The organism is Variovorax robiniae (genome assembly GCF_037889955.1).
GTDB lineage: Bacteria > Pseudomonadota > Gammaproteobacteria > Burkholderiales > Burkholderiaceae_C > Variovorax > Variovorax robiniae.
In genome coordinates, this window is the sequence record NZ_JBBKZS010000009.1 from 126,838 (window position 1) to 152,889 (window position 26,052).

Annotated in this window: 24 protein-coding genes; 12 read left to right on the plus strand and 12 right to left on the minus strand. The window is 66.9% G+C overall.

Annotated features, from left to right (window positions below; translation table 11 throughout):
• Positions 1–2 precede the first annotated feature (2 nt).
• Complete coding sequence (locus tag WKW79_RS21055) at positions 3–1,271, plus strand: c-type cytochrome (protein ID WP_340337152.1); 1,269 nt, start codon at positions 3–5, stop codon at positions 1,269–1,271.
• A gap of 106 nt (positions 1,272–1,377) precedes the next feature.
• Here WKW79_RS21055 and WKW79_RS21060 read toward each other — a convergent pair whose 3' ends face one another.
• The 7 genes from WKW79_RS21060 to WKW79_RS21090 all read right to left on the minus strand — a co-directional run bounded on the left by WKW79_RS21060 (position 1,378) and on the right by WKW79_RS21090 (position 8,784).
• Positions 1,378–1,746 carry a DUF427 domain-containing protein gene (locus WKW79_RS21060; protein ID WP_340337153.1) on the minus strand — a complete coding sequence of 123 codons (369 nt, stop codon included), beginning with the start codon at positions 1,744–1,746 and terminating at the stop codon, positions 1,378–1,380.
• 78 nt (positions 1,747–1,824) lie between these two features.
• Entirely contained in the window at positions 1,825–2,649 is an 825-nt protein-coding gene (locus tag WKW79_RS21065) for an SDR family NAD(P)-dependent oxidoreductase (protein WP_340337154.1), read from the minus strand.
• Positions 2,642–3,571: a branched-chain amino acid ABC transporter permease gene (locus WKW79_RS21070; RefSeq protein WP_340337155.1), complete on the minus strand. Its 930-nt coding sequence runs from the start codon at positions 3,569–3,571 to the stop codon at positions 2,642–2,644. Before WKW79_RS21070 ends, WKW79_RS21065 begins: the two co-directional genes overlap by 8 nt.
• Positions 3,572–3,581: 10 nt before the next feature.
• Positions 3,582–4,898, minus strand: coding sequence for an ABC transporter substrate-binding protein (locus WKW79_RS21075; RefSeq protein ID WP_340337156.1), 1,317 nt, complete (start codon positions 4,896–4,898; stop codon positions 3,582–3,584).
• An 86-nt stretch (positions 4,899–4,984) separates the two neighbouring features.
• Positions 4,985–5,887 carry an NAD(P)-dependent oxidoreductase gene (locus WKW79_RS21080; RefSeq protein ID WP_340337157.1) on the minus strand — a complete coding sequence of 301 codons (903 nt, stop codon included), beginning with the start codon at positions 5,885–5,887 and terminating at the stop codon, positions 4,985–4,987.
• A 13-nt stretch (positions 5,888–5,900) separates the two neighbouring features.
• On the minus strand, positions 5,901–7,844 hold the full coding sequence (locus WKW79_RS21085; protein ID WP_340337158.1) for a bifunctional 5-dehydro-2-deoxygluconokinase/5-dehydro-2-deoxyphosphogluconate aldolase: 1,944 nt from the start codon (positions 7,842–7,844) through the stop codon (positions 5,901–5,903).
• Between the two features lie 58 nt (positions 7,845–7,902).
• Positions 7,903–8,784 carry a MurR/RpiR family transcriptional regulator gene (locus tag WKW79_RS21090; protein WP_340337159.1) on the minus strand — a complete coding sequence of 294 codons (882 nt, stop codon included), beginning with the start codon at positions 8,782–8,784 and terminating at the stop codon, positions 7,903–7,905.
• A gap of 112 nt (positions 8,785–8,896) precedes the next feature.
• On the opposite strand from WKW79_RS21090, the gene WKW79_RS21095 reads away from it, so the two are divergent.
• The 5 genes from WKW79_RS21095 (at position 8,897) to WKW79_RS21115 (ending at position 14,109) form a co-directional block, all read left to right on the plus strand.
• A complete protein-coding gene (locus tag WKW79_RS21095; protein ID WP_340337160.1) occupies positions 8,897–9,922 on the plus strand; it encodes a branched-chain amino acid ABC transporter permease in 1,026 nt (341 codons plus the stop codon).
• A gap of 2 nt (positions 9,923–9,924) precedes the next feature.
• Entirely contained in the window at positions 9,925–10,665 is a 741-nt protein-coding gene (locus WKW79_RS21100) for an ABC transporter ATP-binding protein (RefSeq protein WP_340337314.1), read from the plus strand.
• Complete coding sequence (locus tag WKW79_RS21105; protein WP_340337161.1) at positions 10,662–11,369, plus strand: ABC transporter ATP-binding protein; 708 nt, start codon at positions 10,662–10,664, stop codon at positions 11,367–11,369. Before WKW79_RS21100 ends, WKW79_RS21105 begins: the two co-directional genes overlap by 4 nt.
• Positions 11,366–12,013, plus strand: a complete 648-nt coding sequence (locus WKW79_RS21110) for an ATP-binding cassette domain-containing protein (protein WP_340337162.1) — start codon at positions 11,366–11,368, stop codon at positions 12,011–12,013. Before WKW79_RS21105 ends, WKW79_RS21110 begins: the two co-directional genes overlap by 4 nt.
• Positions 12,014–12,195: 182 nt before the next feature.
• Positions 12,196–14,109 (plus strand): adenylate/guanylate cyclase domain-containing protein, encoded by a 1,914-nt coding sequence (locus WKW79_RS21115; protein WP_340337163.1) that lies wholly within the window; start codon positions 12,196–12,198, stop codon positions 14,107–14,109.
• Here the strand turns inward: WKW79_RS21115 and WKW79_RS21120 are convergent.
• Positions 14,080–15,294: a GAF domain-containing sensor histidine kinase gene (locus WKW79_RS21120; RefSeq protein ID WP_340337164.1), complete on the minus strand. Its 1,215-nt coding sequence runs from the start codon at positions 15,292–15,294 to the stop codon at positions 14,080–14,082. The genes WKW79_RS21115 and WKW79_RS21120 overlap by 30 nt on opposite strands.
• A gap of 115 nt (positions 15,295–15,409) precedes the next feature.
• The gene (locus WKW79_RS21125; protein ID WP_340337165.1) at positions 15,410–16,717 is read right to left on the minus strand and encodes an AsmA-like C-terminal region-containing protein; all 1,308 of its coding nucleotides are present in this window, start codon (positions 16,715–16,717) and stop codon (positions 15,410–15,412) included.
• A 91-nt stretch (positions 16,718–16,808) separates the two neighbouring features.
• Between WKW79_RS21125 and WKW79_RS21130 the strand changes: the two genes are divergently transcribed.
• Together WKW79_RS21130 and WKW79_RS21135 are read left to right on the plus strand one after the other, a co-directional pair.
• On the plus strand, positions 16,809–17,231 hold the full coding sequence (locus tag WKW79_RS21130) for a hotdog fold thioesterase (RefSeq protein WP_340337166.1): 423 nt from the start codon (positions 16,809–16,811) through the stop codon (positions 17,229–17,231).
• A gap of 15 nt (positions 17,232–17,246) precedes the next feature.
• Positions 17,247–18,548 (plus strand): solute carrier family 23 protein, encoded by a 1,302-nt coding sequence (locus WKW79_RS21135; protein WP_340337167.1) that lies wholly within the window; start codon positions 17,247–17,249, stop codon positions 18,546–18,548.
• A gap of 37 nt (positions 18,549–18,585) precedes the next feature.
• Here WKW79_RS21135 and WKW79_RS21140 read toward each other — a convergent pair whose 3' ends face one another.
• From WKW79_RS21140 to WKW79_RS21150, 3 genes are read right to left on the minus strand one after another with little or no spacing between them, the layout of a single operon-like run.
• Positions 18,586–19,767, minus strand: coding sequence for an acyl-CoA dehydrogenase family protein (locus WKW79_RS21140; protein WP_422823935.1), 1,182 nt, complete (start codon positions 19,765–19,767; stop codon positions 18,586–18,588).
• 21 nt (positions 19,768–19,788) lie between these two features.
• Complete coding sequence (locus WKW79_RS21145) at positions 19,789–20,307, minus strand: MaoC family dehydratase (protein WP_340337168.1); 519 nt, start codon at positions 20,305–20,307, stop codon at positions 19,789–19,791.
• 44 nt (positions 20,308–20,351) lie between these two features.
• On the minus strand, positions 20,352–21,212 hold the full coding sequence (locus WKW79_RS21150) for an HpcH/HpaI aldolase/citrate lyase family protein (RefSeq protein ID WP_340337169.1): 861 nt from the start codon (positions 21,210–21,212) through the stop codon (positions 20,352–20,354).
• Between the two features lie 91 nt (positions 21,213–21,303).
• Between WKW79_RS21150 and WKW79_RS21155 the strand changes: the two genes are divergently transcribed.
• The 4 genes from WKW79_RS21155 (at position 21,304) to WKW79_RS21170 (ending at position 26,048) form a co-directional block, all read left to right on the plus strand.
• Positions 21,304–22,092: a GntR family transcriptional regulator gene (locus WKW79_RS21155; protein ID WP_340337170.1), complete on the plus strand. Its 789-nt coding sequence runs from the start codon at positions 21,304–21,306 to the stop codon at positions 22,090–22,092.
• A gap of 83 nt (positions 22,093–22,175) precedes the next feature.
• Positions 22,176–23,156: a Bug family tripartite tricarboxylate transporter substrate binding protein gene (locus WKW79_RS21160; RefSeq protein ID WP_340337171.1), complete on the plus strand. Its 981-nt coding sequence runs from the start codon at positions 22,176–22,178 to the stop codon at positions 23,154–23,156.
• A gap of 134 nt (positions 23,157–23,290) precedes the next feature.
• A complete protein-coding gene (locus tag WKW79_RS21165) occupies positions 23,291–24,766 on the plus strand; it encodes an MmgE/PrpD family protein (RefSeq protein ID WP_340337172.1) in 1,476 nt (491 codons plus the stop codon).
• Between the two features lie 7 nt (positions 24,767–24,773).
• Positions 24,774–26,048 (plus strand): CaiB/BaiF CoA transferase family protein, encoded by a 1,275-nt coding sequence (locus WKW79_RS21170; protein WP_340337173.1) that lies wholly within the window; start codon positions 24,774–24,776, stop codon positions 26,046–26,048.
• Positions 26,049–26,052 lie beyond the last annotated feature (4 nt).

The following is a 26,052-nucleotide window of genomic DNA, read 5'->3' on the forward strand; positions in this document are numbered from 1 at the left end:
GCATGCGCGCCCTCTTTCATCACCCCCTCACGCGGGTTGCGGCTGTGCTGGGCGTGGCCCTGGCCCTGACCGCCTGCGGCGGTGGACCGACCGGCGACGGCAAGCCGGTGAAGTCCAGCGCCGACGAGATCGCACGCGGCAAGTACCTGGCCAAGGCGGCGGACTGTGCGGCCTGCCATACCGCGCCTGGTGGCGCGCCCTTTGCCGGCGGCGCGGCGCTGGAGTCGGAGTTCGGTGCGATGTATGGCAGCAACATCACGCCCGACCCGCAGCACGGCATCGGCAAGTGGAGCAAGGACGACTTCTACAAGGCCGTCCACGATGGCACTTCGCCTGGTGGCCGCCACCTCTATCCGGCGATGCCCTACGCGTCGTATCGCGCGATGCCGCGCGAGGATGTGGATGCGATCTACGCCTACCTGATGCAACTGCCTGCGGTGGCGCAGCCGAGCAAGCCTGATGAGTTGCGCTTCCCGTACAACATCCGCTTCGGCATGATGTTCTGGAAGATGCTGTTCCTGAAGGACGAGCTGCCGGTGGCGTCGCAGGGCCAGTCGCCCGAGTGGGTGCGCGGTCGCTATGTGGCCAACGTGCTGGGCCATTGCGCCGAGTGCCACACGCCGCGCGGCGCGCTGGGCCAGCTGGATCTGGGCCTGCAATGGCAAGGCGCGCAGATCGGCCGCTGGCTGGCGCCGGACATCACGCCCAAGGGCCTGGCCGAGCGCGGCTGGACGGAGAAGGACATCGGCACCTTCATGAAGACGGGCATCGCGCCGCAAGGTTCGGCCTGGGGCGAGATGCACACGGTCGTCGCGCTGAGCACGCAGCATCTCACCGAGGAAGACGGGAAGGCGATGGTGCGCTTCATGACGGGTGACAAGCCGATGGAGGCCGTGCCGGCGAAGGAAGACGCGACGGCGGACCAGAAGCTGGGGCCGGGGCGCCAGACCTACCTGAACGTGTGCGCGGGCTGTCACGGCGTGAGCGGTGAGGGCAGGTCGCATGTGGCGGTGGCGATGGCTGGCAACTCGACGCTGCGCATCGGTGATCCGCGCAACCTGGTGGTGTCGGTGCTGGACGGGATCGAGGCGCAGCAATTCACGGGGTATGAGCGCATGCAGGAGATGCCCGGGTTTGCGAATGATCTGAGCGACCAGGAGATTGCGGATCTGAGCAACTACCTGCGGGTGCGCTTTGGTGGGCAGCCTGCTTCGGTGACGGCGGATGCGGTGTCGAAGATGCGGGCTAAGGGACCTGTGGCTAAGCACTGATCTCTTTGCTTGATCGTTTGAATGACCGGCCTTGTGGATTCGCAGGGCCGGTTTTCTTTTGTGCAGTGTGCTCGCTGCGGGGAGCGCCCGTCTACGCGGCTTCGTCTCAAGTGATCCGGTCCACACGATCCGGATAGAACGCCAGATGGTCCCTGATGGCTGCCACGGCCTCGTAGGGCGCTTCGTAGGTCCAGACCGCATTGGTTGAACGCTCGCCACCCGAAGGGACGCTGTAGTAGGCGCAGTCGCCTTTGTAGGGACAGTACGTCGCGTGGTCGGTGCGTCGCAAGAGCGCCATGTCGACGTCCTTGCGCGGGATGTACTGCACTGCCGGGTAGTTCGCCTCGCGCAAGCTAAGCGCTTCAGTGGTGTCGGCGAGTACCTTGCCGGCCACAGTCACGGTCACGCGCGACGGATTGCGTGCGATCGTGATCGGATGGTCGGGGCCAGGGATCTTGATGGGCTTGTCTGGCATGAGGTCGGCTTCCTTGCGGGTGCTTCACGATAGCGCCCGGAGGAAGCCGCTTGCGCGTTGGGGTCTTGACCCGGTGCCCTACTGGCTTGCCGTGATACCGCCGTCCAGGTACAGCACCTGGCCCGTGACGAACGCGGCCGCCGGCGAGCAGAAAAACACCGCTGGCCCGGCCACGTCCGATGGCTCGGCCACGCGGCCCAGCGGGATGCGGTCGAGCACCTGCTGGTGCGTGACCGGGTTGTCCAACCAGTGCCTGGCCATCTCGGTACGCACCACGGTCGGTGCGATGCCGTTGACGGTGATGCCATGTGGCGCGAGTTCGCTTGCGTGCTGGCGGATCAGCATGACGAGTGCGCCCTTGCTGCTCGCATACGCCGAGTAGCCGCGGCCGCGCAAGCCCAGTTGCGCGCGCACCGACAGCAGGTGCACTTGCCGTCCGCCACGGCCTCCGGCGATCTGGTGCCCGGCCGCCGCTTGCGCGAGGAACATCGCTGACTTGAGGTTGACCTGCACCACCTCGTCGAAGGCCTCCTCGGACACGTCGAGCAAGGCCTGCTCGCGCTGTATGCCGACGCAGTTGAGCAGCAGGTCGAGCGCGCCGAAATGGCGTTGCACCGCATCGACCGAACGCTGGATGTCCGGGACACTGTGCGCGTCCATCGCGAGCCCGAGCGCGTCGTGGCCCGCTGCGCGCAATGTGGCGGCAAGCTCCATCGCTCTCGCTTCATCGCGACCCGACACCGCGACCTTTGCGCCCGCTTGCGCCAAGCCCCACGCGATCGCCTCGCCGATGCCGCCGTAACCACCGGGCACATAGGCAACGCGGTCGCGCAGGTCGAACAGGCCGGCGAGGGACTGCGGATCGAACGCGGTGGAAGTCGTCTTCAGGTCCTGCTCAGGCATCCAGCACGCTCTTCTTTCCAAACAATCCGCGCGAACGGAAGGTGACCACGGCGATGAACAGCAGGTACATCGACATCAGCGACCACTCCGACGCATAGGCTCCCGTGAGCCCGACCACCATGCCGACCATCAGCCCCGCGATCACCGCGCCCCATAGCGAGCCCACGCCGCCAAGCACGATGATGAGGAAGGCCGGCACCACCGCGTCGACGCCCACATGCGGCCGGATGCCCCAGATCGGCGCCATCACCACACCGGCAATGGCGGCCAGTGCGACACCCAGGCCGAACACGAACAGGCGCAGGCGGGAGAGGTTGATGCCGAGCGCGCGCACCATCTCGCTGTCGTGCGCGCCGGCCTTGATGATCGCGCCGTAGGGCGTCTTTTGCAGGAACAGCCACAGCAGGCCGATCATCACGACGGCGAACGCGCTCGCGAAGAAGCGATAGCGCGAGTACACGAGGTCGCCCATCAGCACCGCACCCGAGATCGACTCCGGCAAGGCCAGTTGCTTCTCCGACGAACCCCACACGAGCCGGATGCCTTCCTCGATGACCAGCGCCGCACCGAAGGTGAGCAACAGACCGTACAAGGGATCGCGCCCGTAGGTGCGCCGCATGCACAACTCCAGCAGCATGCCGAACACGCCGACGAACACCGGCGCGAGCACCAGCGCCAGCATGTAGCGCAAGCCGATCGGCAGGCCCATGTACCAGGCCTCGGCTTCCGGAAAAAGCCCCAACCTCGGCGCAACGATGAACAGCGCCGCATACATGCCGAGCGCGAACAGCGAGCCATGCGCCAGGTTGATCGTCTCCATCACGCCGACGATCAGCATGAAGCCCAGCGCAATCAACGCGAACAGCAGCCCGAGCGAGATGCCGTTGACCAGGAAAGGCAGCAGGTTGCCGATGAAGTCCATCGTTCTCAGATCAAACGTCGTAGCTCGGCGTGGACTCGTAGCTCTCCAGCTTGCAGGTGCCTTGCGCGTCGGTATCCATCACGTCCTTGGGGTTGGCCTGGGTGATGATCTTGAAGATGTCGTCCTTCTCGGCCGGCTGATCGTTGTAGCGCGCCATATATATCGTCTGCTGGCACTGGTGCGTGACCGGGTCCATCCAGGCGTCGAAGTGCTGAAGACGATCGGCCGCCTTCATCTGCCGGCCTTCGAGCTTCTTGATGACCGCGATGTTCTGCGTGGTGCCGGCCTCCTCGGTGCAACGCAGCAGTTCGCGCGTGGCCATGTAGCTGTTGTGATAGACGTTGCCCGGCACACGGATCGCCATGCCCGGGAACTGCTTCTGGTAGGCCGCGACGAACTCCTTCACGCCGGGCAGGTCGAGCCGGTAGTACCAGGTCGTGCCGAACACGCCGAAGATCGCCTCCGGTCCGAGACCGTAGACATCGGGCCAGTCCTGCTGGTTGTTGATCCACGCGATGCTCTGCTGCATCTTCAGTTGCACCACTTGCTGGCGCAGCGCCTTGATGTCGTCGCCGCCCACGGCGGTCGCGACCACGTTCGGCTTGAGTTGTTGCAGCTTGAGCAGGTAGGCCGAGAAGTCGCGCGTGTTCTGCGGCACCAGCAGCTCGTCGATGATCTTGCCGCCGTTGGCCTCGACGATCGCGCGCGTGGCCTTCGAGGTGGTGTGGCCCCAGACGTAGTCGTTGGTCAGCAGCACCCAGTTCTTGCCGCTGGCGGCGATGGCGTTCTTGACGATGGCATTGCTGAAGTTGGTGCCGTTGCCATCCCACACGAACTTGGTGCGGTGGCAGTCCTTGCCGGCCTCGGTCGGCGAGCTGGAATTCGTGTTGAGGAAGATGGTTCCGTACTTCTGCGCGACTTGGGAGATCGCGTTCGACACGCCCGAATGCACCGCGCCGATGAGGTAGGTCGCCTCGTTACGCGTGATCATGCGCTCGGCCACGCGCGAGCCGGTCGCGGGCGTGGTCTCGGTGTCGATGTGGATGGCCTCGATGCGCCGGCCCAATACGCCGCCCTTGTCATTGAACTCCTTGATCGCCATCATCGCGCCCAGCCGCTCCTCGCCGCCCGATGCGGCGTACATGCCAGACGCATCCATCGTGAGACCGATCACCAGCGGCTTCTTCTGCGCGGCCTGCGCCCACACGCGGTTGTGCTTCCACGGTCCCATGAAGGGCGCAACGCCGTAGAGGCCGACGCCGGCCAGCGCGAGCCCCGTGCCCTTGAGCAGGCTGCGGCGCGAAGGGAGTGGATCCGTCTTGTTCATGGTTTGTCTCCTGCAAGGTTGAGCGGCCTGTTCGAACTACAAACGGAGATCGCATTGGCCAGGCTTGCCAACGCGAGTCGACAGTCCTAGCGCGGAACGATCTTCACGTCGTTGACCCTCTCCTGCGCCTCGAACAGCGAGGCGATGAGCTTGTCGCCGAAGCCGAGGTTCACCGCCTGCACCAGGCTCTGGTGCGCGGCCTCGCCCATGAAGCTGGACACGGGCAGCATCTCGGCCAGGTGCGTGTAGTAGCGCAGGTCCTTCTGCGCATTGGCGATGCCGAACTTGAAGCCGTCGAGCGTGCCTTCGGTCAAGGTCTTCGCGGCCATCATCTGGAAGATGCCGCAGTTCACGCCGCCGACCGACACCACGTCGTAGAGACGCTTCAGGTCCAATCCCGACTTGGCCCCGACCGCGAAGGCTTCGGCGATGCACGCTGCAAAGCCCATCGCCATCATGTTGTTGACCAGCTTGAGCACATGGCCATGGCCGGGCGGGCCGACATGGAAGATGTTCTCGCAGAAGGCCTTGAGCACCGGCTCGACGATGGCGAAGTCCTCCGGCGTCGCGCCGACCATGGTGTTGAGGCGGCCCTCCTCCGCTTCCTTGGGCGTGCGTGCGAGCGGCGCGTCGATGAGCTTGACGCTGCGGGCGGCGAGGTCGCTGCGGATCTTCGTGGTGGACGAAGGTTCGGCGGTCGAGCAGTCGACCACGATGAGGCCTTCGCGCGCGCCTTCGATCACGCCGTCCTTGCCGTAGACGATGGCTTCGACCTGCGGCGAGCCGGTGACGCAGATGAAGACGATGTCGCTGGCTTGCGCGACCGCGGCATTCGTCCGTGCCTCGGTGGCACCGGCGGCCAGCAGGTCCTCGACATTGGCACGGTTGCGATGCACCTTGATCGTGACCGCGAAGCCCTTGGCCAGCAGGTTCTTGACCATGCCGTGGCCCATCATGCCGATGCCGATAAAACCGATCCGTGGATTCATTTGATTCACCTGTTCAAAGAGGAAGTGCGATGTTGTTGTTGCTGGCCTCGCGCCGCGCATGGCGCCACAGCGAGAGCAGCCGCGTATAGCGGCGTGCAATGTCCTGCACGGCCTGCGTGTCGTTGAGTCGGCCGGCAAACCATTCGTTGGCAGCGGGGCCGAAGATCGAGCGGCCCACGGCAAAGCCGCGGCAGATGGCATGCGATGCGGCGATGCGGAAGCCGCGCTCCAGTTGTTCTTCCGGCGCTTCCAGGCCGAGCAGCAGTACGCCGCGGCAATGCGGATCGCGCGCGGCGATCGTGTCGGCGATGCGGGTCCAGGCTTCGGCCGATGCGGGCGGGGGCAGCTTCCACCAGTCGGGGCGGATGCCAGCCGCGTAGATCTGCGCGAGTGCTTCGGCGAGCACGTTGTCGTCGTCGCGCAGGTTGCGAGGCGGGATCACCTCGATGAGGAATTCGTGGAAGGTATCGATGCTGGCGCTTTGCAGTTCGGCGAGCGATTGCAACTGCGCTTCACGCAGCGCCTCCGGATCGTCAGGGTGCAGGCTCACCAGGCACTTGGCGACGTGCTCGGTGGGCCAGGTGCGCATCTCCAATGCCAGGGACTTGGCGGGCTCGAATTGCAAGGGACGCGAGCCCGGAACCTCCACCGGGCGAGCCACCCACCAGCCGCGCCCGGTGAGGCTCGGCAGGATGTCGCTGCCGAAGCGGCCGTCGAGGATCACGCCGGTGGCCAGGCCCGGTTGCGCATGCACTTGCGCCGCCACCTGCGCGGCCTCGGCGATCAGGCGCTTGAAGGCCTCGATGCGTTGCGGCGCGGCGCCATGCTGGTGCGCGAGTTCCTCGAACTGCGCACGGTGGTCGAAGGCGAGGATGCCGAGTTCGTCCCAGTGCCGCGTGCGCGTGCTCACGCGATGCAGATGCTCCAGCGCGGTGTCTTCGCGCAGCCGCCGCGTCGGCGAGCCGTGTGCAAGGAATGCCTGCAATTCTTCCCAGCTTGCAATCGCCGGTGCGCAGCCGTGGCGCGAGACGACGAGGGCTCCGCAGGCGTTGGCGAATGCGCAGCAACGAAGCAGCGGCTCATCCTTCAACCAGCCGCGCAGGAAGCCCGCCATGAACGCATCGCCTGCCCCCAGCACGTTGTAGACGTCGACTGGAAAGCCCGGCCCACGCAGGCCCTGCTCGATGTCCTCAGGGATGTCGCCATCGAAGACGACGCAGCCCATCGGGCCGCGCTTCACGACCAACGTGCCCTTCGTCAATGCACGCAAGGCGCGAAGTGCGGCAAGTGTGTCGGTGCTGCCGCCTGCGATGTGGATCTCTTCCTCGGTGCCCACGACCAGATCGCAGTACCCGATCACCGACTGGATGTGCGCGCTGACCTGGTCCGATGGCACGAAGCGCTGCTCGCCCATGCCCGGGCTGGTCAGGCCCCACAGCACCGGCCGGTAGTCGATGTCGAGCACCACGCGCGTACCGTTCTCGCGTGCGAGTTGCATCGCCTTGACGCACGCACGGTAAGGCTGAGGCTGCGACAGATGCGTGCCGGAGATCAGCAGGCCGGTGGCCGATGCAAGGTAGGCGGCGGTGAAGTCCGCTTCATCGATCGCCATGTCAGCGCAGTTGTCGCGGTAGAAGACCAGCGGAAAAGTCTCGCGGTCCTGGATGCCGAGGAAGACCAGCGCGGTGAGTCGCTTCGGATCGGTCACCACATGCGCCACGTCGACGCCTTCCGCCGCCAGCGTTTGCCGCACGAAGCGGCCGTTGTGCTCGTCGCCGACGCGCGTGAACATCGAGGGCTTCAGTCCCAGCCTCGCCAAGCCGACCGCCGTGTTGGCCGGCGAGCCGCCGAGGTACTTGGTGAAAGTCTGCATGTCCTCGAGCCGGCCGCCGATCTGCTCGCCATAGAGATCGACGGCGGCGCGGCCGACGCAGATAAGGTGGAAGGGTCGGGTCAATGAAACCTCCGCGATGCGCACATCGGTGCGCGCTCTCCTGCGACGGCAAGGCCTTCACTCATGACACGCCCCTTCTGGAAGGCGCGCGGCGCACCTTGCGTTGCGAGCCTTGCTCGGCGAGTTGATGGCCCGCGCTCACCACCAGCGCCTGCGCCAGGCACAGCGGCGCGACCAGCGAGCGAAAGGGCTTGGCCGAATCGTCTGCCAGTTCGAAGCACACCTTGGCGGAAGGCTTCAGCGGCGACAGCGGCCCATCGGTGATTGCAATCACCTGCGCGCCGATGCGCTGGCCCTCCGCCGCGGCCTCGATCACGTCGGGCGAGTAGTTCCGGAAGCTCGCGACCACCAGCACCTCGCCTGGCGCGATCGCGCGCAGGCTTTCACGCAACATGCCGCCCGCGCCATCGAGCAGGTGCGTGCGCAGTTCCAACTGGCTCAGCGCATAGGCGAGGTAGGCAGCGACCGGAAACGCGCGCTTCTGCGCCAGCACATGGATGCGCGGCGCGGAGGCGAGCAGCTTCACCGCGGCTTTCAAATCAGCCTCGCGCACCTTCTCGTCGAGGTGGCTCAACTCGGTCATCGAGTCGGTCGCCAACTGGTGCAACACACTTGCCGGTGCGCTTGCGCCGTTGCCCCCCTGCGCCTGCGCGCGGCGCATCGTGTCGATGCGTTCGCGGTATGTCGAGGACCGTTCCACCAGATGGCTGCGGAACAGCTGCTGCATCTCGGAGAAGCCCCCATAGCCCAGCGCATTGGCAAACCGGATCATCGCGGACGGCTGCACCTCGGTCGCTTCGGCGATGGCCGCCACCGTGCCCAGCGCCAGCTCGTTCGGCCGCTCCAGCGCGAAGCGCGCGATGCGCTGCAACTGCTTGGACATGCCGGGATAGGCCAGCGCGATCTGGTCCTTGAGCTGTTCGTAGGTGGCAACGGAAGCCATGGCGTGGAACGGAACGTGATCGAATAAATATTCTTGAATGTTTTCATACTAGAACGTACATTCTGTTTTGTCCAGTTGCCGTTCCAACGTTTTTTTCAAGAGACCACGTTCCATGCAACTCCCCGCCGGCCGCGCAGCGCTGTTCCCCGCACCCATGCTGATGGTGCTCGTGCTGCTGCTGTCGACGCCGCTGTGGGTGACGCGCGTCGGGCTCTACCAGTACCTGGCGCTGGAAATCATGATCTGGATGATGTTCGCGCTGGGCTACAACCTGCTGCTGGGCTTCACCGGCCTGCCCTCCTTCGGGCATGGCGCGTATTTCGGCATCGGCGCCTATGCCTTCGGGCTGTTGCAGCAGAAGCTGTGGGCCAACCTGTGGTTCGACCTCATCGGCGCGGTGCTGGTGGCCGCCTTGTTCGGCGCGCTGGTTGCGCTCTTCATCTCGCACCGGCGCGGCATCTACTACGCGCTGCTCACCATCGCCTTCGGGCAGGTCGCCTGGTTCGTGGCGAACAAGGCGCACAGCATCACGGGTGGGGAAGACGGGCTGCTGAATATCCGGCGGCTGCCGGCGGACTTCGGCTTCATCGTCTTCGATCTGAAGAGCAACGACGCCCTCTTCTACTTCTGCCTCGTCGTGTTCGCGCTGGTGCTCGTGGCGCTGTGGCGGCTGGTGCATTCGCCCTTCGGTCGCGTGCTCAGTGCGATCCAGCAGAACGAGACGCGCGCGAGTTTCGTGGGCTACGACGTGTGGCTCTACAAGTGGCTGTCTTTCACGCTCTCCACCGCGCTTGCAGGGCTTGCGGGTGCGCTGTTCGCGATGACGCAGCAGTCGGCCTACCCCAACGTGATGAGCCTGCACAACTCCGGCTTCGTCGTGATGATGGTGCTGATCGGCGGCGGGCTGGTGAGCTTCTGGGGGCCGTTGATCGGGGCGGCCTTCTTCATCCTGGCGAGGGACCTGCTCGGCGCGTACACCGAGACTTGGCTGCTCTGGTACGGCCTTGTTTTCATGGCGATGGTGCTGTTCCAGCCGGATGGCATCGCGGGCGCGTGGCAGGCGTGGCGACGAAAGCCGGCGCGCGCTGCATTGCGGCCCCTCGATGCGGCAGTGGCCGTGGAAGGCGGTGCCAAGTGAGCATGCTGTTCCAGGCGATGAATCTCTCAAAGCGCTTCGGCCAGCAGGTGGTGCTGGAAGACATCACGCTGGGATTCGAGGAAGGCAAGCTCTCGGGGATCATGGGGCCGAACGGGGCCGGCAAGACCACCTGCTTCAACGTGCTCACAGGCCGCTACAAGCCGGATCGCGGCAGCGTGACTTTTGCGGGTGAAGACATCACAGGCATGGCGCCGCGCGAGATCGCCCGACGCGGCATCTCGCGCTCGTTCCAGATCATGAATCTGTTCGATGACTTCTCGGCGCTGGACAACGTGCTGATGGCCACGCCGCGCGTGCGTCGGCAAGGCTTCCATCCGTGGCGAGACCTCGGGGCCGACAGCGGCGCGCAGGAGCAGGCAGCGGAGGTGCTGAAGCGGGTCGGACTCGCGGGCAAGGAACGCGTGATTGCGAAGGGCCTTTCGTATGGCGACCGCCGCGCGCTGGAAATCGGCGTCGCGCTGGCCGCCGAACCGCGCCTGCTGTTCCTCGACGAACCCACCGCCGGCCTCGGCGCCGAAGGCACGGCCCGGCTCGCCGACCTGGTGCGCAGCCTCAAGCAGCGCATCACCATCGTCATCATCGAGCACGACATGAAGTTCCTCTTCGACCTGGCCGACACGATCTCGGTGATCCACTGGGGCCAGGTGATCGCGCAAGGCACGCCGCAATCGTTGAAGCAGAACGAGTGGGTGGCGCGCTTGAATCTTGGAGCCCTCGCATGACCGCCGAGATGCTGTCGGTCGCCAACATCGACACCTCCTACGGCGAGACTCAGGTGCTGTTCGATGTCTCCCTGAAAGTCGGCGCCGGCGAGGTCGTCGCACTGCTCGGCCCGAACGGCGCCGGCAAGACCACGGCGCTGCGTTCGATCCTCGGCCTCACGCCCGCGCGGCGCGGCGCGATCCGCTTCGACGGCCGCGACATCACGCGCGCCCACACGCACGACATCGCACGCCGCGGCATCGGCTGGGTGCCCGACGACCGGCGCATCTTCCCGACGCTGACCGTGGCGCGCAACCTGGCCATCGCCCGCAAGCGCACGCGCTTCCGCGCCTGGCAGGAGAAGGAGTGCTTCGAGATCTTCAGTGCGCTCGAATACCTCATGGCGCGCGAATGCGAGAACCTCTCCGGCGGCGAGATGCAGATGGTCGCGATCTCGCGCGCCCTGCTCGGCTCGCCCGGCCTGGTGCTGTTCGACGAGCCCAGCCAGGGCCTCGCGCCGAAGGTGGTGCAAGACGTGATGAAGACCATCACGCGGCTCAAGGCCGAAGGCATCTCCGTGCTCGTGGTCGAGCAGAACGTGCAGAGCGCGCTGGCCGTGGCCGACCGCGCCTATGTGATGCACGCAGGCACCATCGTTCATGAAGGTCCTGCCGATGCGCTGCGGCGCGACGCGGGGCTGCAACGTCGGTTGCTTGGCATATGACAACACCCCTCCTGCGCGTCGACAACATCGCGCGCCAATACACGCGCGGCACGTTCCGCAAGCAGGTGACGTTCACGCTCGCGGCCAACTTCGAAGTCGCCACGCCACGCATCATCGGCGTGCTCGGCCCCAACGGCTCGGGCAAGACCACGCTGTTCGAACTCATCACCGGCAGCAACAAGCCGAGCGCCGGCCGCGTGCTGGTCAAGGGCCAGGACATCCACCAGGTGCGCACGCACGAGCGCGACCGCCTCGCCATCCACTATCACCAGAGCTACCAGGTGCGCCACTTCAAGCAGGGCAAGCCGAACTTCCTGCTTGAGCATGCGGCCACCGATTCACCCTGGGTGCATCTCTTCGACGAGCCGCAGTTCAACACGCAGGACGGCTACATCGGCTTCATGCTCGACTTCTTCCAGCGCCTGAAGCAATCAGGCCGCCTGGTGTTCCTGTGCATGCATCCGAACGAGCCGTACCACATCGACATCCTGCGCGAGAGCTGCGAGGAATTCATCTTCGTGCACAAGGGCGTGGTCACGCAGGCCCAGGACCTGCCGACGCTCATGCGGGACGAGCGCGCGCGCAACTACCTCGGCGCATTGGCCGAGCGCGCCGGCGCACCGGCAGCGCTACAGCCCGCCTGAACCAGGGCCGGTGCGTCCGGCCCTTCGGCACCGTTCGCAAAGCCGGCTTCCTTGTGCGATATGCCCACCGACCATGTCCGCAAGAAATCAGGCAGCCGCGTTGGCTGGCCTGTACAGTTCCACCGCGGCTCGAGTTCAAGTCGGCCCGCCCGCGTTGCTGTCGCCCCACTTGCACTCACGCCATGCCTGTCGCGCCCCAACTGCCGCTGCGCCTGCGTCGTTTTCGCGTCGACGTCGGCACCATCATCACGGTCGTGATCCTGGTCGAGTCGCTGCTGCTCATCGCGCTGGGTTACTGGGGGTCGCAGCGGCTGGTGTCGCGCATCGGCGAGTCGGCGCACCAGGCCGACCACCTGCGCATCGAGGACCGCACCATCGCCTTCCTCAACCACGCCGCGACGGCCGTGCGGGCGATGAGCGAATCGCCCAGCCTTCAGACCGGCGGCGAGGGCAACAGCCAGTCGGGCGAGCTGATCTGGACGCTGTTGCAGCAGTCGCCGGAGCTCGACAGCATCTACGTCGCGGCCGCCGATGGCCGCATGCTCATGGTCACGCGCCACCCGGAACCGGCCGTGGTCAACATGAAGGCGGAACCGCAAGGCACCACCGAGGTCTGGCACTTCAAGCCGCCGGCCAGCGACAGCACCGACGTGCAGGCGCGCTTTCAGACGGTGCGCGTGGAGACGCTGCACACGCAGTACCAGCCGACTGAACGCGGCTGGTACAAGAGTGCGCTGAGCGCGGGTCGCGACGGGGCGGTCTGGTCGCAGCCGTACGTGTTCGCCGCGCAGCACGAGGAACTGGGCGTCACCTATTCCCTGCCGGCGTGGCGCCGCGCCGCCGATGGCAGCACGCAGCAACTGGTGGCCGCGGGCGATGTCACGCTGGGCCGGCTGTCCGAGTTCGTGCGCCTGTTCAGCCGTGATGGCAGCGGCGAGGCGGCGCTGCTGGGTACGGAATTCCAGGTGCTGGCGCGCAGCGATGTCGAAGGCAACGTGAAGCAGCTCGACGTGCCGCGCGGCGGCGTGCTGGGCGCGGTGCATGCGCGCATGCTGGCCGGGGGCGGCGCGCGCGCCGCCGCGGAGACGAACTTCGCGCTGGACCTCGAAGGCCGTCGCTACCTGGTGCGCACCTCGCACCTGCCATCGACGAACTGGCTGCTGGTGAGCTGGGTGCCCGAGGACGCGCTGCTCGGTGGCCTGCGGCGCAACGTGCTGTGGCTGCTGGCGCTGGTGCTGGCGTCGCTGGGCATCATCCTGGTCGTGTCGCTGCGCCTGTCGAAGGTGGTGACGCTGCCGGTCGAGCAACTGTCGCGTATCGCGCGCCGCATCGGCCGCTTCGACCTCGACAACATACCGCGCGTGCCGAGCCGCGTGCTGGAGATCCAGCAACTCGACCAGGCGCTCGACGATTCGGCGCGCGGGTTGAAGGCGTTCCGCAAGTTCGTGCCGGTGGACCTGGTCAACCAGCTCGTCGACGAAGGCCACACGCTCACGCCCACCGGCGAGCCGCGCCGCATCACCGCGATGTTCACCGACATCGAGGGCTTCACGCGCATCTCCGAGGCCATCGAGACCAAGGTGCTGGTGGACCAACTCACCGAGTATTTCAACGTGGCCACGCGCGTGATTGCGCGCCACGGCGGCACGGTCGACAAGTTCATCGGCGACGCGATCATGGTGCTGTGGGGCGCGCCCTCGGCGCTCGACGATGCCGAGTACAAGGCCTGCGTCGCCGCGCTGGACTTGCAAGCGGAACTGGCCGCGCTCAACGCGCGTTGGGCCACGCAGGGCCGGCAGGCCTTCGTCACGCGCATCGGCATCCACACCGGCACGGCCGTGGTCGGCGCGCTGGGCTCGAACGACCGGCTGGCCTACACCGCCTTCGGCGACACCATCAACGTGGCGAGCCGCATCGAGGGCGTGAACAAGGAACTCGGGACGCAGGTGCTGCTGTCGGAGGCGACGTTCGAAGGGCTGAAGGGTCGGCTGCGGACGCGGCGTGTCGAGGAGGTCGCGTTGCGCGGGCGGCTGTCGAAGATGGTGTTGTACGAGCTGGTGTCGGCATCAGACACCAGCACGCTCCCTGGCCAATGACACGCGCGCGGTGAAACAGGTCCCGGCCTCCGCCGACGAACTCACCTCCAGGCTGCCGCCGTGCGCCTTCACGATCATCGAGCAGATGTGCAGCCCCAGCCCCAGCCCGCCATTTGCTCCGCTGTCCGCAGGGCGCCAGTAAGGCTCGAAGATCTTCGCGAGGTTGGTCGGCGCGATCGGCTCGCCGCCGTTCGACACCGACACCCGCAGGCAGCCCCGCGCATCCGACCGGGCCTCGACCAGCACCGGCTGGTCCGTTGCGCCATGCGTCAGCGCGTTGGCCAACAGGTTCGACAGCAGTTGCTGGATGCGCCCACGGTCGCACCAGACGTTGGCGGCGATGTCGATGTGCTCGTCGATCTGGCGATCCGGGTGCGCGAGCCGGAGTTCGGACACCACCTCCGACAGCGACGTACCCAGGTCCGCAACCTCCGCCGGCGCCACGACCAGCCCGGAGCCCATGCGGCCACGCGCGAAGTCCAGCACGTCGTCGATCAGCAGCGCCATGCGGCGTGACGCGCCGCGGATGCGTTCACCGACCCTGGCGATCTCAGGCTCCGTATTGCGGCGCACCAGCAGTTCCGCCAGGGCGCTCACCGACGCCAACGGATTGCGCAGGTCATGGCCCAGCACCGCGATGAACTGCTCGCGCAACTCAGCGGTGGTGCGCTCGTCGAGCAGCGCGGTCTCGGTGGCCAGCTGCGACTCTTCCTGCGCCAGCTGGCGCCCGATCAGCTCGGCAAAGCTCTCGAACATCGCGACCGTCTTCTGGTCGGGCACCCGCAACGGACGCGGATCGATGGCGCACAGGTTGCCGAAGTACTCGCCACCGGGCCGGATGATCGGCACCGAGATATAGCTCTCGATGTTGTAGAGGCGCGGCGTGTGGTGGTTGCAGTAGACCGGGTCCAGGCTGGCTTGGTCGAACACCACCGGCTTGCGCGCGGCCCGTGCCTCGATGCACAAGGTGGTGCGCACATCCAGCTGGCCACCCGGCAGCAGGCCGAAGTGGATGTCGTCCTGCACCGCGCACGCCGTCCAGGTGCCGTCCGTCACCCGGGCCACCGCGGCGAAGCCCATGCCGGTGTTGCTGCAAATGATCTTGAGGAGCGTCGGCACCGAACTGATGCGGCCGATGGCGGCGACGTCACGGTAGATGGCCTCGGGGGAGTCGTGGATGTGCAAGTCGGTCAGTGTCGAGATCCTGTAAATGTCAAAGGATTGTCGACGAATCACCTGAACGCTGCCTGTTCAGAGGCGGGTGGCCGCGATCCGGGCCCCAGGCCTTGCCCCGCAACGATCACCGCGTGGCGGGCTTCTTCTTCGTCGCGCCGCCCTTGGGCGTGTCGTCACTTCCGAACAGCTTCTCCATGCGCTGCCCGATGCGCGCACCGATCGCGGTGCCCACCCCCGGCAGCACCGCACTGCCGATGGCGGCGCCGGTCAGTGCGCCGCCGGTCAGCGACAGCTCCGGCGCGTCCAGCGTGCCGCTGACCTTGAGCGGCACGCCGACCACGCCATCGACGATGTCGACCGCCAGTTCGCCGTCGATCTTGCGATTGAGCATGGTGGCGCTGCCGCTCGCGGTGAGCACGCCCGATGTCGCCTTCAGGTTGGAATAGCGCAGCACGGTGCCGTCGTCCGTCGCCTGCGTGTCGAGCGTGCCGGTGATTTCGTCGAGCGGGGTCTGGCCGCCACGGCTGATGCCGGCGGTGCGCACCGCCTTGGCGAGGTCGAAGCGGCGCAGCGTTGCGGGCCGCACCGTGAAGCGGGTGCGCGTGTGCAGCACACGCATCCACTCGGCCGGGTTGGCGCCTTCGGCCGTGACTTCGGTCTTGCCGTTGATGCGGCCGACCACGGCGGCTTGCCGCCCGAAGGCCGCCGTCAACTGCACGATGTCGACGTTGCGCGGCGCGAGGTCGGCGTGCAGGCGCAGTTTCTGGTCGTTCACGGTCTCCACGGTCGAAGTGCCGCTCCAGGTGCCCCCACCGACCTCGATGTCGGTCTGCCATTTCAAGACCTCGTCGCCTTCTCGCGTGAGCCGCAGCCGTGCGGGTGGCGTCACGCCGCGGCGCGCCACTTCCGCGTGGTGCGGCATCCATCCGGCGTCGAATTCGACCTTGCCGTCATAGGCCAGCGCGATGCCGCGCCGATCGATCCAGGTCACGTCCTGGAAGCGGACCTGCGCCACGGGCACCGGATGCGCGGTGAAGGGGCCCAGCGGCGCGGGCGTCGCATCACCGCGACCACGGAACTCGCGCGCCGATGCACGCGGGAACACCGCCCCCTCCACCTCCACGTCGTCGATGCGAATGCGCCGCGCCAGCAGTTCCCGCAGGCTGGCGTGCAGCACCAGGCGGTACACGATGATCGGTTCCTTCTGCATGGTGGTCAGGTCGCGCAGCTCCAGCGAAAGGCCCGGCCGCAGCGTCCAGTGCGCGGCACCCACGCGCAGGGCCACGCCGGTGCGTTGCTCGAACTCCGTGGCCACGCGCGCGGCGAGTTGCGCATCGCTCGGCAGCCACCAGGCCAGGCCGGCGGCAGCGACCAACACCAGCGCAAGCAGCGCGGCCGCGATGCCTGCCATCCAACGTGCAGGTCGCGTCATTGAAAAATCCGTGCGCTCATCCGCCCAGCTTAGGCCCGCGCCGCGCGCTCGCTATAGTTTTGCTCCTCTCTCCTACATCCGGAAAGCATCCATGCCCATCTGGCAAAAACCCATCTCCCTCGACATACTGAATTCGGGTAACAAGGGCACCGCGCTTGAAAGCCTGGGCGTCGAGTTCATCGAAATCGGCGACGACTTCCTGCGCGCCCGCGTGCCAGTGGACAAGCGCACCATCCAGCCTTACGGACTGCTGCACGGCGGCGTGTCGGTCGTGCTCGCCGAGTCGCTCGGCTCCTCCGGCGCCCACTTCTCCTCCCCCGAAGGCCATCGCGCGGTGGGGCTCGACATCAATGCCAACCACCTGCGCTCGGCCCGCAGCGGATGGGTGACCGGCACCACGCGCCCGGTGCACCGCGGCAAGACCACGCAGGTGTGGGCCATCGACCTGGTCAATGAAGAAGGCGAACTGGTCTGCGTCTCGCGCATCACGATGGCCATGCTTTTGCCTCGCTAGCCCCAGGAGACAAGAATGAACTCTTCAAGCGAAAGCTACCTGCCCCGCTGGCGTGAAGTGCGCATGGCCCAAGGCACCGTGGTCGCACCCGACGAGCGCCTGCCCTGGCCGCAGACCGCGGCGATGGGCGTGCAGCACGTCATCGCGATGTTCGGCGCCACCGTGCTGGCGCCGATCCTCATGGGCTTCAATCCCAACCTCGCGATCCTGATGAGCGGCGTCGGCACGCTGATCTTCTTCCTCGTCACCGGCGGGCGCGTGCCGAGCTACCTGGGCTCCAGCTTCGCCTTCATCGGCGTGGTGATCGCGGCCACGGGGTATTCGGGGACCGGGCCCAACGGCAACATCGGCGTGGCGCTCGGCGGCATCATCGCCTGCGGCGTGGTCTATGTGCTGATCGGCCTGCTGGTGCAGATGATCGGCGCCGGCTGGATCGAGCGCTTCATGCCGCCGGTCGTCACGGGCGCGGTGGTGGCGGTGATCGGGCTCAACCTGGCGAGCGTGCCGATCAAGAACATGGCGGCCAACAACTTCGAAGCGTGGATGCAGGCCGTGACCTTCCTCTGCGTCGGCCTGGTCGCGGTGTTCACGCGCGGCATGGTGCAGCGGCTCCTCATCCTCGTCGGGCTGGTGCTGGCGAGCATCGTCTACGCGGTGCTGACCAACGGCATGGGCCTGGGCAAGCCGATGGACTTCACCGGCATCGCCAACGCCGCCTGGTTCGGCGCGCCGACCCTGACCGCGCCGACCTTCACCGGCCCCGCCATGCTGCTGATCGCGCCTGTGGCCATCATCCTCGTGGCCGAGAACCTGGGCCACCTGAAGGCCGTGACCGCGATGACCGGCCGCAACCTCGACCGCTACATGGGCCGTGCCTTCATGGCCGACGGCATCGCGACCGTGGTGAGCGGCAGCGTCGGCGGCCTGGGCGTCACCACCTATGCCGAGAACATCGGCGTGATGGCCGCCACGCGCATCTACTCGACTGCGGTGTTCGTGGTGGCCGCGCTGATCGCGCTGGTGCTGGGCTTCAGCCCCAAGTTCGGCGCGGTGATCCAGGCGATTCCGCTGCCGGTAATGGGCGGCGTCAGCATCGTGGTGTTCGGCCTGATCGCGATCGCCGGCGCCAAGATCTGGGTCGACAACAAGGTCGACTTCTCGCAGAACAGGAACCTCATCGTGGCGGCCATCACGCTGATCATCGGCACGGGCGACTTCACGCTGAAGTTCGGGCAGTTCGCGCTGGGTGGGATCGGGACGGCGACCTTTGGGGCGATCCTGCTGTACGCACTCCTGGGCCGGTCGCGCAACGCATGACGGCATGCGGGGCCTCTCGGACAGGCCCCGCTTTTTTTCAGACCTTGTAGCGCTCGATCAGCTGCTTCGCGATCACCGTGCGCAGGATCTCGTTGGTCCCTTCGCCGATGCACATCAGCATCGCATCGCGGTAGAAGCGCTCGATCTCGTATTCCACCGAATAGCTGTAGCCGCCGAAGATGCGCATCGCCTCCTGCGCACAGAAGGCACCAGCCTCCGAGCCGGCCAGCTTGGCCATCGCGGCCTCCAGGTCGCAGCGCTCGCCGGCGTCGAACTTGCGCGCCGCCTGCTCGATCAGCCGCTTTGCACCCTCCACCTGCGTGACCATGTCGGCCAGCTTCATCTGGATCGCCTGGTGTTCGCAGATCGGCTTGCCGAAGGCGCTGCGCTCCTGGGCATAGCGCAGCGAATGCTTCAGCGCACCCTCGGCGATGCCGGCACCGCGTGACGCGACGTTGATGCGACCCAGTTCCAGGCCGCCGGCCGTCTGGTAGAAGCCCTTGCCCTCGACGCCGCCGAGCAGGTTGGCCTGGGGCACGCGGTAGTCCTCGAAGTTCAGCTCGCAGGTGTCGATGGAGCGATACCCCATCTTCTTGAGCTTGCCGACCACGTTGAAGCCCGGCGCCTTCTCGGCGATCAGCAGGCTCATGCCCTGGTGGCGCGGCTTGGCGGCCGGGTCGGTCTTGACCAGCAGCAGCGTGCCGTGCCCGTGCATGCTGTTGGTGATCCAGGTCTTGCTGCCGTTGACGACATAGTGGTCGCCATCGAGCTTCGCCACGGTGCGGATCGCTTGCAGGTCGGAGCCGGCATTCGGTTCGGTCAGCCCGATGCTGCCGCGGAACTCGCCGGTGGCCATCATCGGCAGGTACTTCGCCTTCTGCTCCGCGGTGCCGGCGCGCTCGATCGCCGACGCCATGATGAGGTGCGAATTGACGATGCCCGAAGGCGCCATCCAGATCGACGACAGCTTGATCACGATCTGCGCATAGGTCCAGGACGAGAGGCCCAGCCCGCCGTACTCCTCGCCGATGGTGGCGCCGAACAGGCCCAGTTCCTTCATCTGCTCGACGATGTCGTGCGGGTATTCATCGGCCAGGTCGTACTTGCGTGCGACCGGGCGCAATTCCTTCTCGGCCCAGGCTTCGACGGCGTCGACGAATTCCTGCTGGTCGGAAGAGGCGTACATGTCCGGCGCGGGGCGGGTGGTGACGGCATCCATTTCGTGTTTCTCCGGGCCGGCTCAGTAGCCGACCTTGTCTTCGACGCTGTGGCCCTGCTTAGCGATCAGCATGGTGCGGGTGAAGGTGCAGACCACCTTGTCGTCCTGGTTGGTGCCGATGGTGCGCACGGTCACGAGGCCGGCACCGGGCCGCGAGGCGGACTCGCGTTTCTCCAGCACTTCAGAGGCGGCATAGAGCGTGTCGCCGGCATAGACCGGGTAGGTCATCTTGATGTCGCCCCAGCCGAGGTTGGCGATCGCCTTCTGGCTCACGTCCGTCACGCTCATGCCGACCATCAACGCCACAGTGAAGGGGCTGCAGACGATGCAGCGGCCGAACTCGCTGGCCTTGGCATATTCGCCGTCGAAATGCATCGGGTGCGTGTTCATCGTCAGCAGCGTGAACCAGGTGTTCTCGGTTTCCGTGACGGTGCGGCCGGGGCGATGCTCGTAGACGTCGCCGACGTGGAATTCCTCGTAGTGGCGACCGAAGCTTTCGCGATAACGCTGTTCGCCGATTTTCTTGATGACCTGGACCATGGTGTCTCCTGTTTGCGGATGAGTTTGGGGTGAAGAGAGTTAGGTCAGCGCTGGCCGGCCCGGGCAAGGATGCGGCGCGCGTTGCGGATCACGGGGGCATCGACCATGCCGCCGCGGAACATGAAGGCGCCTGCGACGCCGTCGGCTGGCAATGCGTCGGCGAGTGCGCGGGCCCATTCGATGCGCTCGGCGGGTGGCATGAAGGCGTCGTGGATGACCGGGATCTGCTGTGGGTGGATCGCGGTCTTGCAGTCGAAGCCCAGCGCCAGCACGCGGCGTGTTTCGTCGGCCAGGCCCTCAGGGTTCTTCAGGTCGATGTGCGGAACGTCCCAGGCCTGCAGGTCGGCTGCGCGGGCGGCATGGAGGATGCGGGCGCGCGCGTAGAGCAGTGCGTCCCAGCCGAACTGCGCGCCGAGTTCAGCCGACAGGTCGGCACCGCCTAGCATGAGGGCGCCGAGCGGGCCGCCGGCCTGGGCAATGGCTGCAGCGCCATCGATGCTGCCTGGGGTTTCCAGCAGGGCGACCAGGGGCGGACACCTCGTACCCAGCCACGCGTGGACACATTGGAGGTCCGCGGCGGCCTCCACCTTCGGGAGCAGGACCCAATCCGGCATCACGGTCGCGTCGGCCAGCGCGAGCACGTCGCGAAGGCCTTCCAGCGTGCGGACCGCGTTCAGGCGAAGCGCCACGGCGGGCTGCACCGAATCGGTGGAGCGCTCCGCCAACCAGCGCAGCGCATCCGCACGTGCGGCCTCCTTCTTCGCCGGGGCGACGGCATCTTCGAGGTCGATGCAGACGAGGTCTGCGCCGGCCGCCATGGCTTTCGCGAAGCGCTCCGGCTTCTCGCCAGACACGAAGAGCATGGAACGCGGGGGGGCGGCGGCAGTGGAAGTCGAGGATGGCAAGCTGAGTCTCGTCGGCGTTTTAATTGTCCGTACAATAAACGAAATCCCGCGATGCTGTCAACCAATCCGTTGGCAATGGGATGATTGGCCCGTGAGCAATACCACCCCCTCCCCCTCCCCCGCGCCGGACGTCGACGAAGACGCGCCGCGCTACATGCAGATCGCACGCGAGTTCATCCGCGGCATCGCCGATGACACCTACCCGCTCGGCGCCCACCTTCCGACCGAAGCCGAACTGTGCGAGCAGTTCGGCATCAGCCGCTTCACCGCCCGCGAGTCGATCCGCGTGCTGGTGTCCGCCGGCCTGGTCACGCGGCGCCCGCGCATCGGCACCGTCGTCATCGCCAAGCCGGACACCGCCCGCTACGCCCAGGAAGCCAGCGCGCTGCCCGACCTGCTGCAGTACGCCCGCGACACCGACATGCGTTTCGTCTACATCGGCAAGGTGACGCTGGGCAAGGCGCAGGCCCAGGAATTCGGCGTTTCCCCCGGGGAGGAATGGACTTATGCGCTCGGCGTCCGCTATGCCAGCGACCCGGGAGGCGCCGATGAAGCACCCGCCCAATCGCGTCCGTTCTGCATCACACGGCTCTTCCTCAACCCGCAGCTCGAAGGCATCGGTGCGCTGCTGCGCTCAACCAAGACGGCCGTGTACGCCCTCATCGAGCGCGAGTACGGCCTGCCGATCGACCGCGTGGAACAGGAGCTCAGCGGCGCCGTGCTCGATGCCGACGATGCGGCCAACCTCGGGAGCACGCCGGGCGCGCCGGCCCTGCGCATCGTGCGCCGCTACTACGACAGGAAGGACCGCCTGCTCGAGGTCGCCGACAACGTGCATCCCAGCGACCGCTTCACCTATCGGATGAACTTGCGGCGCTGATTTCGAGGCCGGCGCGTCGGCGCTGTTGACACCGTGGCGAAAGACTCCTATATTTGTCCGTACAAATAAAGGAGACTTCATCCATGCACCTGCTTCGCCGCCCCTTCCTCCTCGCCTCGCTGCTTGCCGCCGTCCTCGGCCCACTGCCGGCGCTCGCCCAGAGCGACTACCCCAACCGGGCGGTCAAGATCCTGACCGGCTTCCCGCCGGGCCAGGCCACCGACACGCTGGGCCGGATCATTGCCAACAAGTTGCAGGAAGCGCTCAAGCAACCCTTCTTCGTCGACAACAAGCCCGGCGCCGCCGGCATCATCGCGACGCAGGCGGCGATGGCCGCGCCACCCGACGGCTACACGCTGCTGCTGACCTCCTCCGGCCCGCTGGCGGTGAACCCGGGCCTCTACACCAAGCTGCCCTATGACCCGGTGAAGGACTTCGTGCCGGTCGGCGGCATCGCCATCGTTCCCGAGGTGCTGGTCGTCAACATGGACGTGCCGGTCAAGGACGCGAAGGGCCTGATCGCGCTGGCCAAGGCCGAGCCCGGCAAACTCAACTACGCCTCGGGCGGCGTGGGCGTCACCAACCACCTGGTGACCGAGATGTTCCGCAGCACCACCGGTATCGACATCAACCACGTCCCCTACAAGGGCGGCCCGCCGGCCCTGACCGACCTGATCGGGGGTCGCGTGCAGATGATGTTCGAGACCACCGTGGCCACCCTGCCCTTCGTCAAGCAGGGCAAGATGCGTGCGCTGGCGGTCAGCAGCCCCGAGCGCATCGCCGCCGCGCCGGATCTGCCCACCATCGCCGAGCTCGGCTATCCGGGCTTCAGCGGCGTACCGTGGATCGTGATCATGGCGCCGGCCCATACGCCCGCGCCCATCGTGGCCAGGCTCAATGCCGAGATGAACAAGGCGCTCAACAGCAAGGACGTGCGTGAATCCTTCGCCGCGCAGGGCGTCGAGCCGATGGTGAAGACGCCTGAACAACTGGGCGTGTTCATCAAGTCCGAGATCGCCAAGTGGACCAAGGCGGTCAAGGACTCCGGCGCAAAAGCCGAGTAGCCCCCCCGAAGCGCCTGCGGCGCTACCCCCTCGAGGGCGCGCAGCCAGCGGCCCGGCAAAGCCGCTCCGCGGGCGCCCCCAACGAGCCTCGCTGACTTGCAGTTCGAAATCCCTGAACCACCACCGCGAACCTCATGACCCACACCACCGACACCCCCGACCCCATCGCCTCCACGCTGGCCGGCTTCACCCACCGCCTGCGCCTCGGCGAAGTGCCCGCCGAGGTGAGCCTGCGCGCACGCCATCTCATGCTCGACGCCATCGGTTGTGCGCTCGCAGCGCGGCAGGAAGATTTCGCGCTCCGCTTCGAGAAGGCCGTGCATGCACTGCCCGGCGCCAACGTGCCGGCCGCCTGCACGGCCGGCGCGATCGGCATCTCCCGCCGCCTGCCGCTGCGCGACGCCGTGCTGCTCAACGGCGTGCTCACCCACGGCCTGGACTACGACGACACCCACATGGCCGGCGTGCTGCACCTCAGCGTGAGCGTGCTGCCTTCGCTGTTCAACCTGGCCGCCGCCAACGATGCCAGCGGCGCCGACATGCTGGCCGCCTACATCGCCGGACTGGAGACGGGCGCGCGCATCGCCAGCGTCGCAAAGAGCGGCTTCCACGGGCAGGGATTCCATCCCACCGGCGTGGTCGGCGCGTTCGCGAGCGCGCTGGCCGTCGGCCGGCTGCTCGGCCTGGACGCGGATGCGCTGGTGGCGGCGCAGGGCATCGCGCTGTCGCTGGCCAGCGGCAGCCTGCAGTTCATCGAGGACGGCAGCTGGACCAAACGCATCCACCCCGGCTGGGCCGCGAATGCGGGCCTGACCGCCGCCAGCTTCGCGCAGCAAGGCATCCCTGCGCCCAATGCGCCCTACGCAGGCCGCTACGGCCTGTTCCGCAGCTACCTCGACACCGCCCGCCAAGCCCAGGTCGACATGACACTGGGCACCGCCGGCATCGGCGCCGATGGCCGGGCCAGCGCCTGGGAGTTGGACAACATCGCGGTCAAGCCCTTCCCGATGTGCCACTTCGTCCATGCCAGCGCCGACGCGGCCATCACGCTGCACCGCAAGGGCCTCGACGTCGACAAGATCCGCGGCGTCGAGGTGGCCGTGCCGGCCGGCGTGGTGCAGGCCGTGTGCGAGCCGCTGGCCGCCAAGCGCCGCCCGACCAGTGACTACGAGGCCAAGTTCAGCCTGCCCTACGCGGTCGCGAGCGGCCTGCTGCGCGGCCGTCTCGGCCTGAAGGAACTGGAACCCGCGGCCTTCGGCGATGCCACGGTGCGCGCATTGATGCAGCGCATCCGCTACGTCGAGGACCCGGCCTCGACCTTCCCGCGCCACTACACCGGCGAGGTGCGCGTCGAGATGACCGACGGCAGCACGCACGTACACCGCGAACCCGTCAACCGCGGCCATGCCGAACGCCCGCTGACCAACGCCGAGGTGCGCGAGAAGTTCATGGACAACGCCACGCTCTGGTTCCCGCGCAGCCATGCGGAAGCGGTCTGCGAGCAGGTCCTTTCGCTCGACAAGCTGCCGTCGGTGCGCACGCTCGAATCCATGCTTGCAACAGATCCGACGCCGGCCACCACCTCCATCCCCGCGGCCGTCCTGAATTGAACACGCCATGTCCAAGCAACCCACCTCCTCCCTTCCCCTCGCCGGCCTGCGCGTGCTCGCCGTCGAGCAGTACGGCGCCGGCCCCTTCGGCACCTCCTACCTGGCCGACCTCGGCGCCGAGATCATCAAGGTCGAGAACCACAAGGACGGCGGCGACGTCGGCCGCCACGTCGGGCCGCATTTCTTCGGCGAGGAAGACAGCCACTTCTTCCAGACCTTCAACCGCAACAAGCGCAGCATCACGCTCGACCTCAAGCATCCCGAAGGCATGGCCGCCTTCCGCAAGCTCGCAGCCAGTGCCGACGCGGTGCTCGACAACCTGCGCGGTGACCTCCCGGTGAAGCTGGGTCTCACCTATGCGGCGCTCAAGGACGTGAACCCGGCCATCGTCTGCACGCACCTGTCCGCCTATGGCCGCGAAGGCTCGCGCCGTGCGTGGCCGGGCTACGACTACCTCATGCAGGCCGAGGCCGGCCACCTCACGCTCACCGGCGAGCCGGAGGGACCGCCCACACGCTACGGCCTGTCGATCATCGACCTCATGACCGGCCTGGTTGCGGCCTTTGCGCTGCTGGCCGGCGTGACGCGCGCGCGGCAGACCGGCATCGGGCTGGACATGGACACCTCGCTCTTCGACGTGGCCCTGCACAACCTCAATTACCCCGGCACCTGGTTCCTCAATGCCGGCGTGGTCACAGGCCGCACCGCGCGCAGCGGGCATCCGAGCCTGGTGCCCAGCCAGCTCTACCGCACGCAGGATGGCTGGCTCTTCATCATGTGCAACAAGGAGAAGTTCTGGCCGATCCTGGCGCGCGAACTCGGGCATCCCGAATGGGCGACCGACCCGCAGCTCGCCACCTTCGCCGTGCGCCTGGCCAACCGCGACCGCGTCACGCGCCTGCTGGACGACGCGCTGATGCAGGCGCCCACCGCGCAGTGGATCGAGCGGCTGTCCGGCAAGGTGCCGGTATCGCCGGTGTTCGACGTGGCACAGGCGCTGGAGAACCCCTTCGTGCACGAGCGCGACGGCGTGGTCGACTACGACTACGAGGACGGTCGCGCCGCGCGCATGATCGCCAATCCGATCCGCGTGCCGGGCGTCACATTGCCGCACCGCGCCGCGCCTTGCATGGGCCAGGACAACGATGCGCTGCTGCGCGAAGCGGGGTTCGATGAGGCAGCCATTGCCAAGCTGCGCGACCTCGGCGTGATTGCCGAAACCCGCGGGGAGCGCGAGGAGCTTGCGCTGGCTGAGGACATCGGCCACGCGGCCGGGCCTTGAGCCA

Excerpts from the sequence above, each read along its gene's own strand:
- WKW79_RS21080 (WP_340337157.1), bottom strand. The coding sequence starts at position 5,887 with ATGAATCCACGGATCGGTTTTATCGGCATCGGCATGATGGGCCACGGC.
- WKW79_RS21125 (WP_340337165.1), bottom strand. The coding sequence starts at position 16,717 with ATGACGCGACCTGCACGTTGGATGGCAGGCATCGCGGCCGCGCTGCTT.
- WKW79_RS21170 (WP_340337173.1), top strand. The coding sequence starts at position 24,774 with ATGTCCAAGCAACCCACCTCCTCCCTTCCCCTCGCCGGCCTGCGCGTG.
- WKW79_RS21075 (WP_340337156.1), bottom strand. The coding sequence starts at position 4,898 with ATGAACAAGACGGATCCACTCCCTTCGCGCCGCAGCCTGCTCAAGGGC.
- WKW79_RS21065 (WP_340337154.1), bottom strand. The coding sequence starts at position 2,649 with ATGCCTGAGCAGGACCTGAAGACGACTTCCACCGCGTTCGATCCGCAG.
- WKW79_RS21140 (WP_422823935.1), bottom strand. The coding sequence starts at position 19,767 with ATGGATGCCGTCACCACCCGCCCCGCGCCGGACATGTACGCCTCTTCC.
- WKW79_RS21165 (WP_340337172.1), top strand. The coding sequence starts at position 23,291 with ATGACCCACACCACCGACACCCCCGACCCCATCGCCTCCACGCTGGCC.
- WKW79_RS21110 (WP_340337162.1), top strand. The coding sequence starts at position 11,366 with ATGACAACACCCCTCCTGCGCGTCGACAACATCGCGCGCCAATACACG.
- WKW79_RS21095 (WP_340337160.1), top strand. The coding sequence starts at position 8,897 with ATGCAACTCCCCGCCGGCCGCGCAGCGCTGTTCCCCGCACCCATGCTG.
- WKW79_RS21115 (WP_340337163.1), top strand. The coding sequence starts at position 12,196 with ATGCCTGTCGCGCCCCAACTGCCGCTGCGCCTGCGTCGTTTTCGCGTC.
- WKW79_RS21135 (WP_340337167.1), top strand. The coding sequence starts at position 17,247 with ATGAACTCTTCAAGCGAAAGCTACCTGCCCCGCTGGCGTGAAGTGCGC.
- WKW79_RS21130 (WP_340337166.1), top strand. The coding sequence starts at position 16,809 with ATGCCCATCTGGCAAAAACCCATCTCCCTCGACATACTGAATTCGGGT.
- WKW79_RS21160 (WP_340337171.1), top strand. The coding sequence starts at position 22,176 with ATGCACCTGCTTCGCCGCCCCTTCCTCCTCGCCTCGCTGCTTGCCGCC.
- WKW79_RS21105 (WP_340337161.1), top strand. The coding sequence starts at position 10,662 with ATGACCGCCGAGATGCTGTCGGTCGCCAACATCGACACCTCCTACGGC.
- WKW79_RS21145 (WP_340337168.1), bottom strand. The coding sequence starts at position 20,307 with ATGGTCCAGGTCATCAAGAAAATCGGCGAACAGCGTTATCGCGAAAGC.
- WKW79_RS21055 (WP_340337152.1), top strand. The coding sequence starts at position 3 with ATGCGCGCCCTCTTTCATCACCCCCTCACGCGGGTTGCGGCTGTGCTG.
- WKW79_RS21070 (WP_340337155.1), bottom strand. The coding sequence starts at position 3,571 with ATGGACTTCATCGGCAACCTGCTGCCTTTCCTGGTCAACGGCATCTCG.
- WKW79_RS21100 (WP_340337314.1), top strand. The coding sequence starts at position 9,925 with ATGCTGTTCCAGGCGATGAATCTCTCAAAGCGCTTCGGCCAGCAGGTG.
- WKW79_RS21090 (WP_340337159.1), bottom strand. The coding sequence starts at position 8,784 with ATGGCTTCCGTTGCCACCTACGAACAGCTCAAGGACCAGATCGCGCTG.
- WKW79_RS21060 (WP_340337153.1), bottom strand. The coding sequence starts at position 1,746 with ATGCCAGACAAGCCCATCAAGATCCCTGGCCCCGACCATCCGATCACG.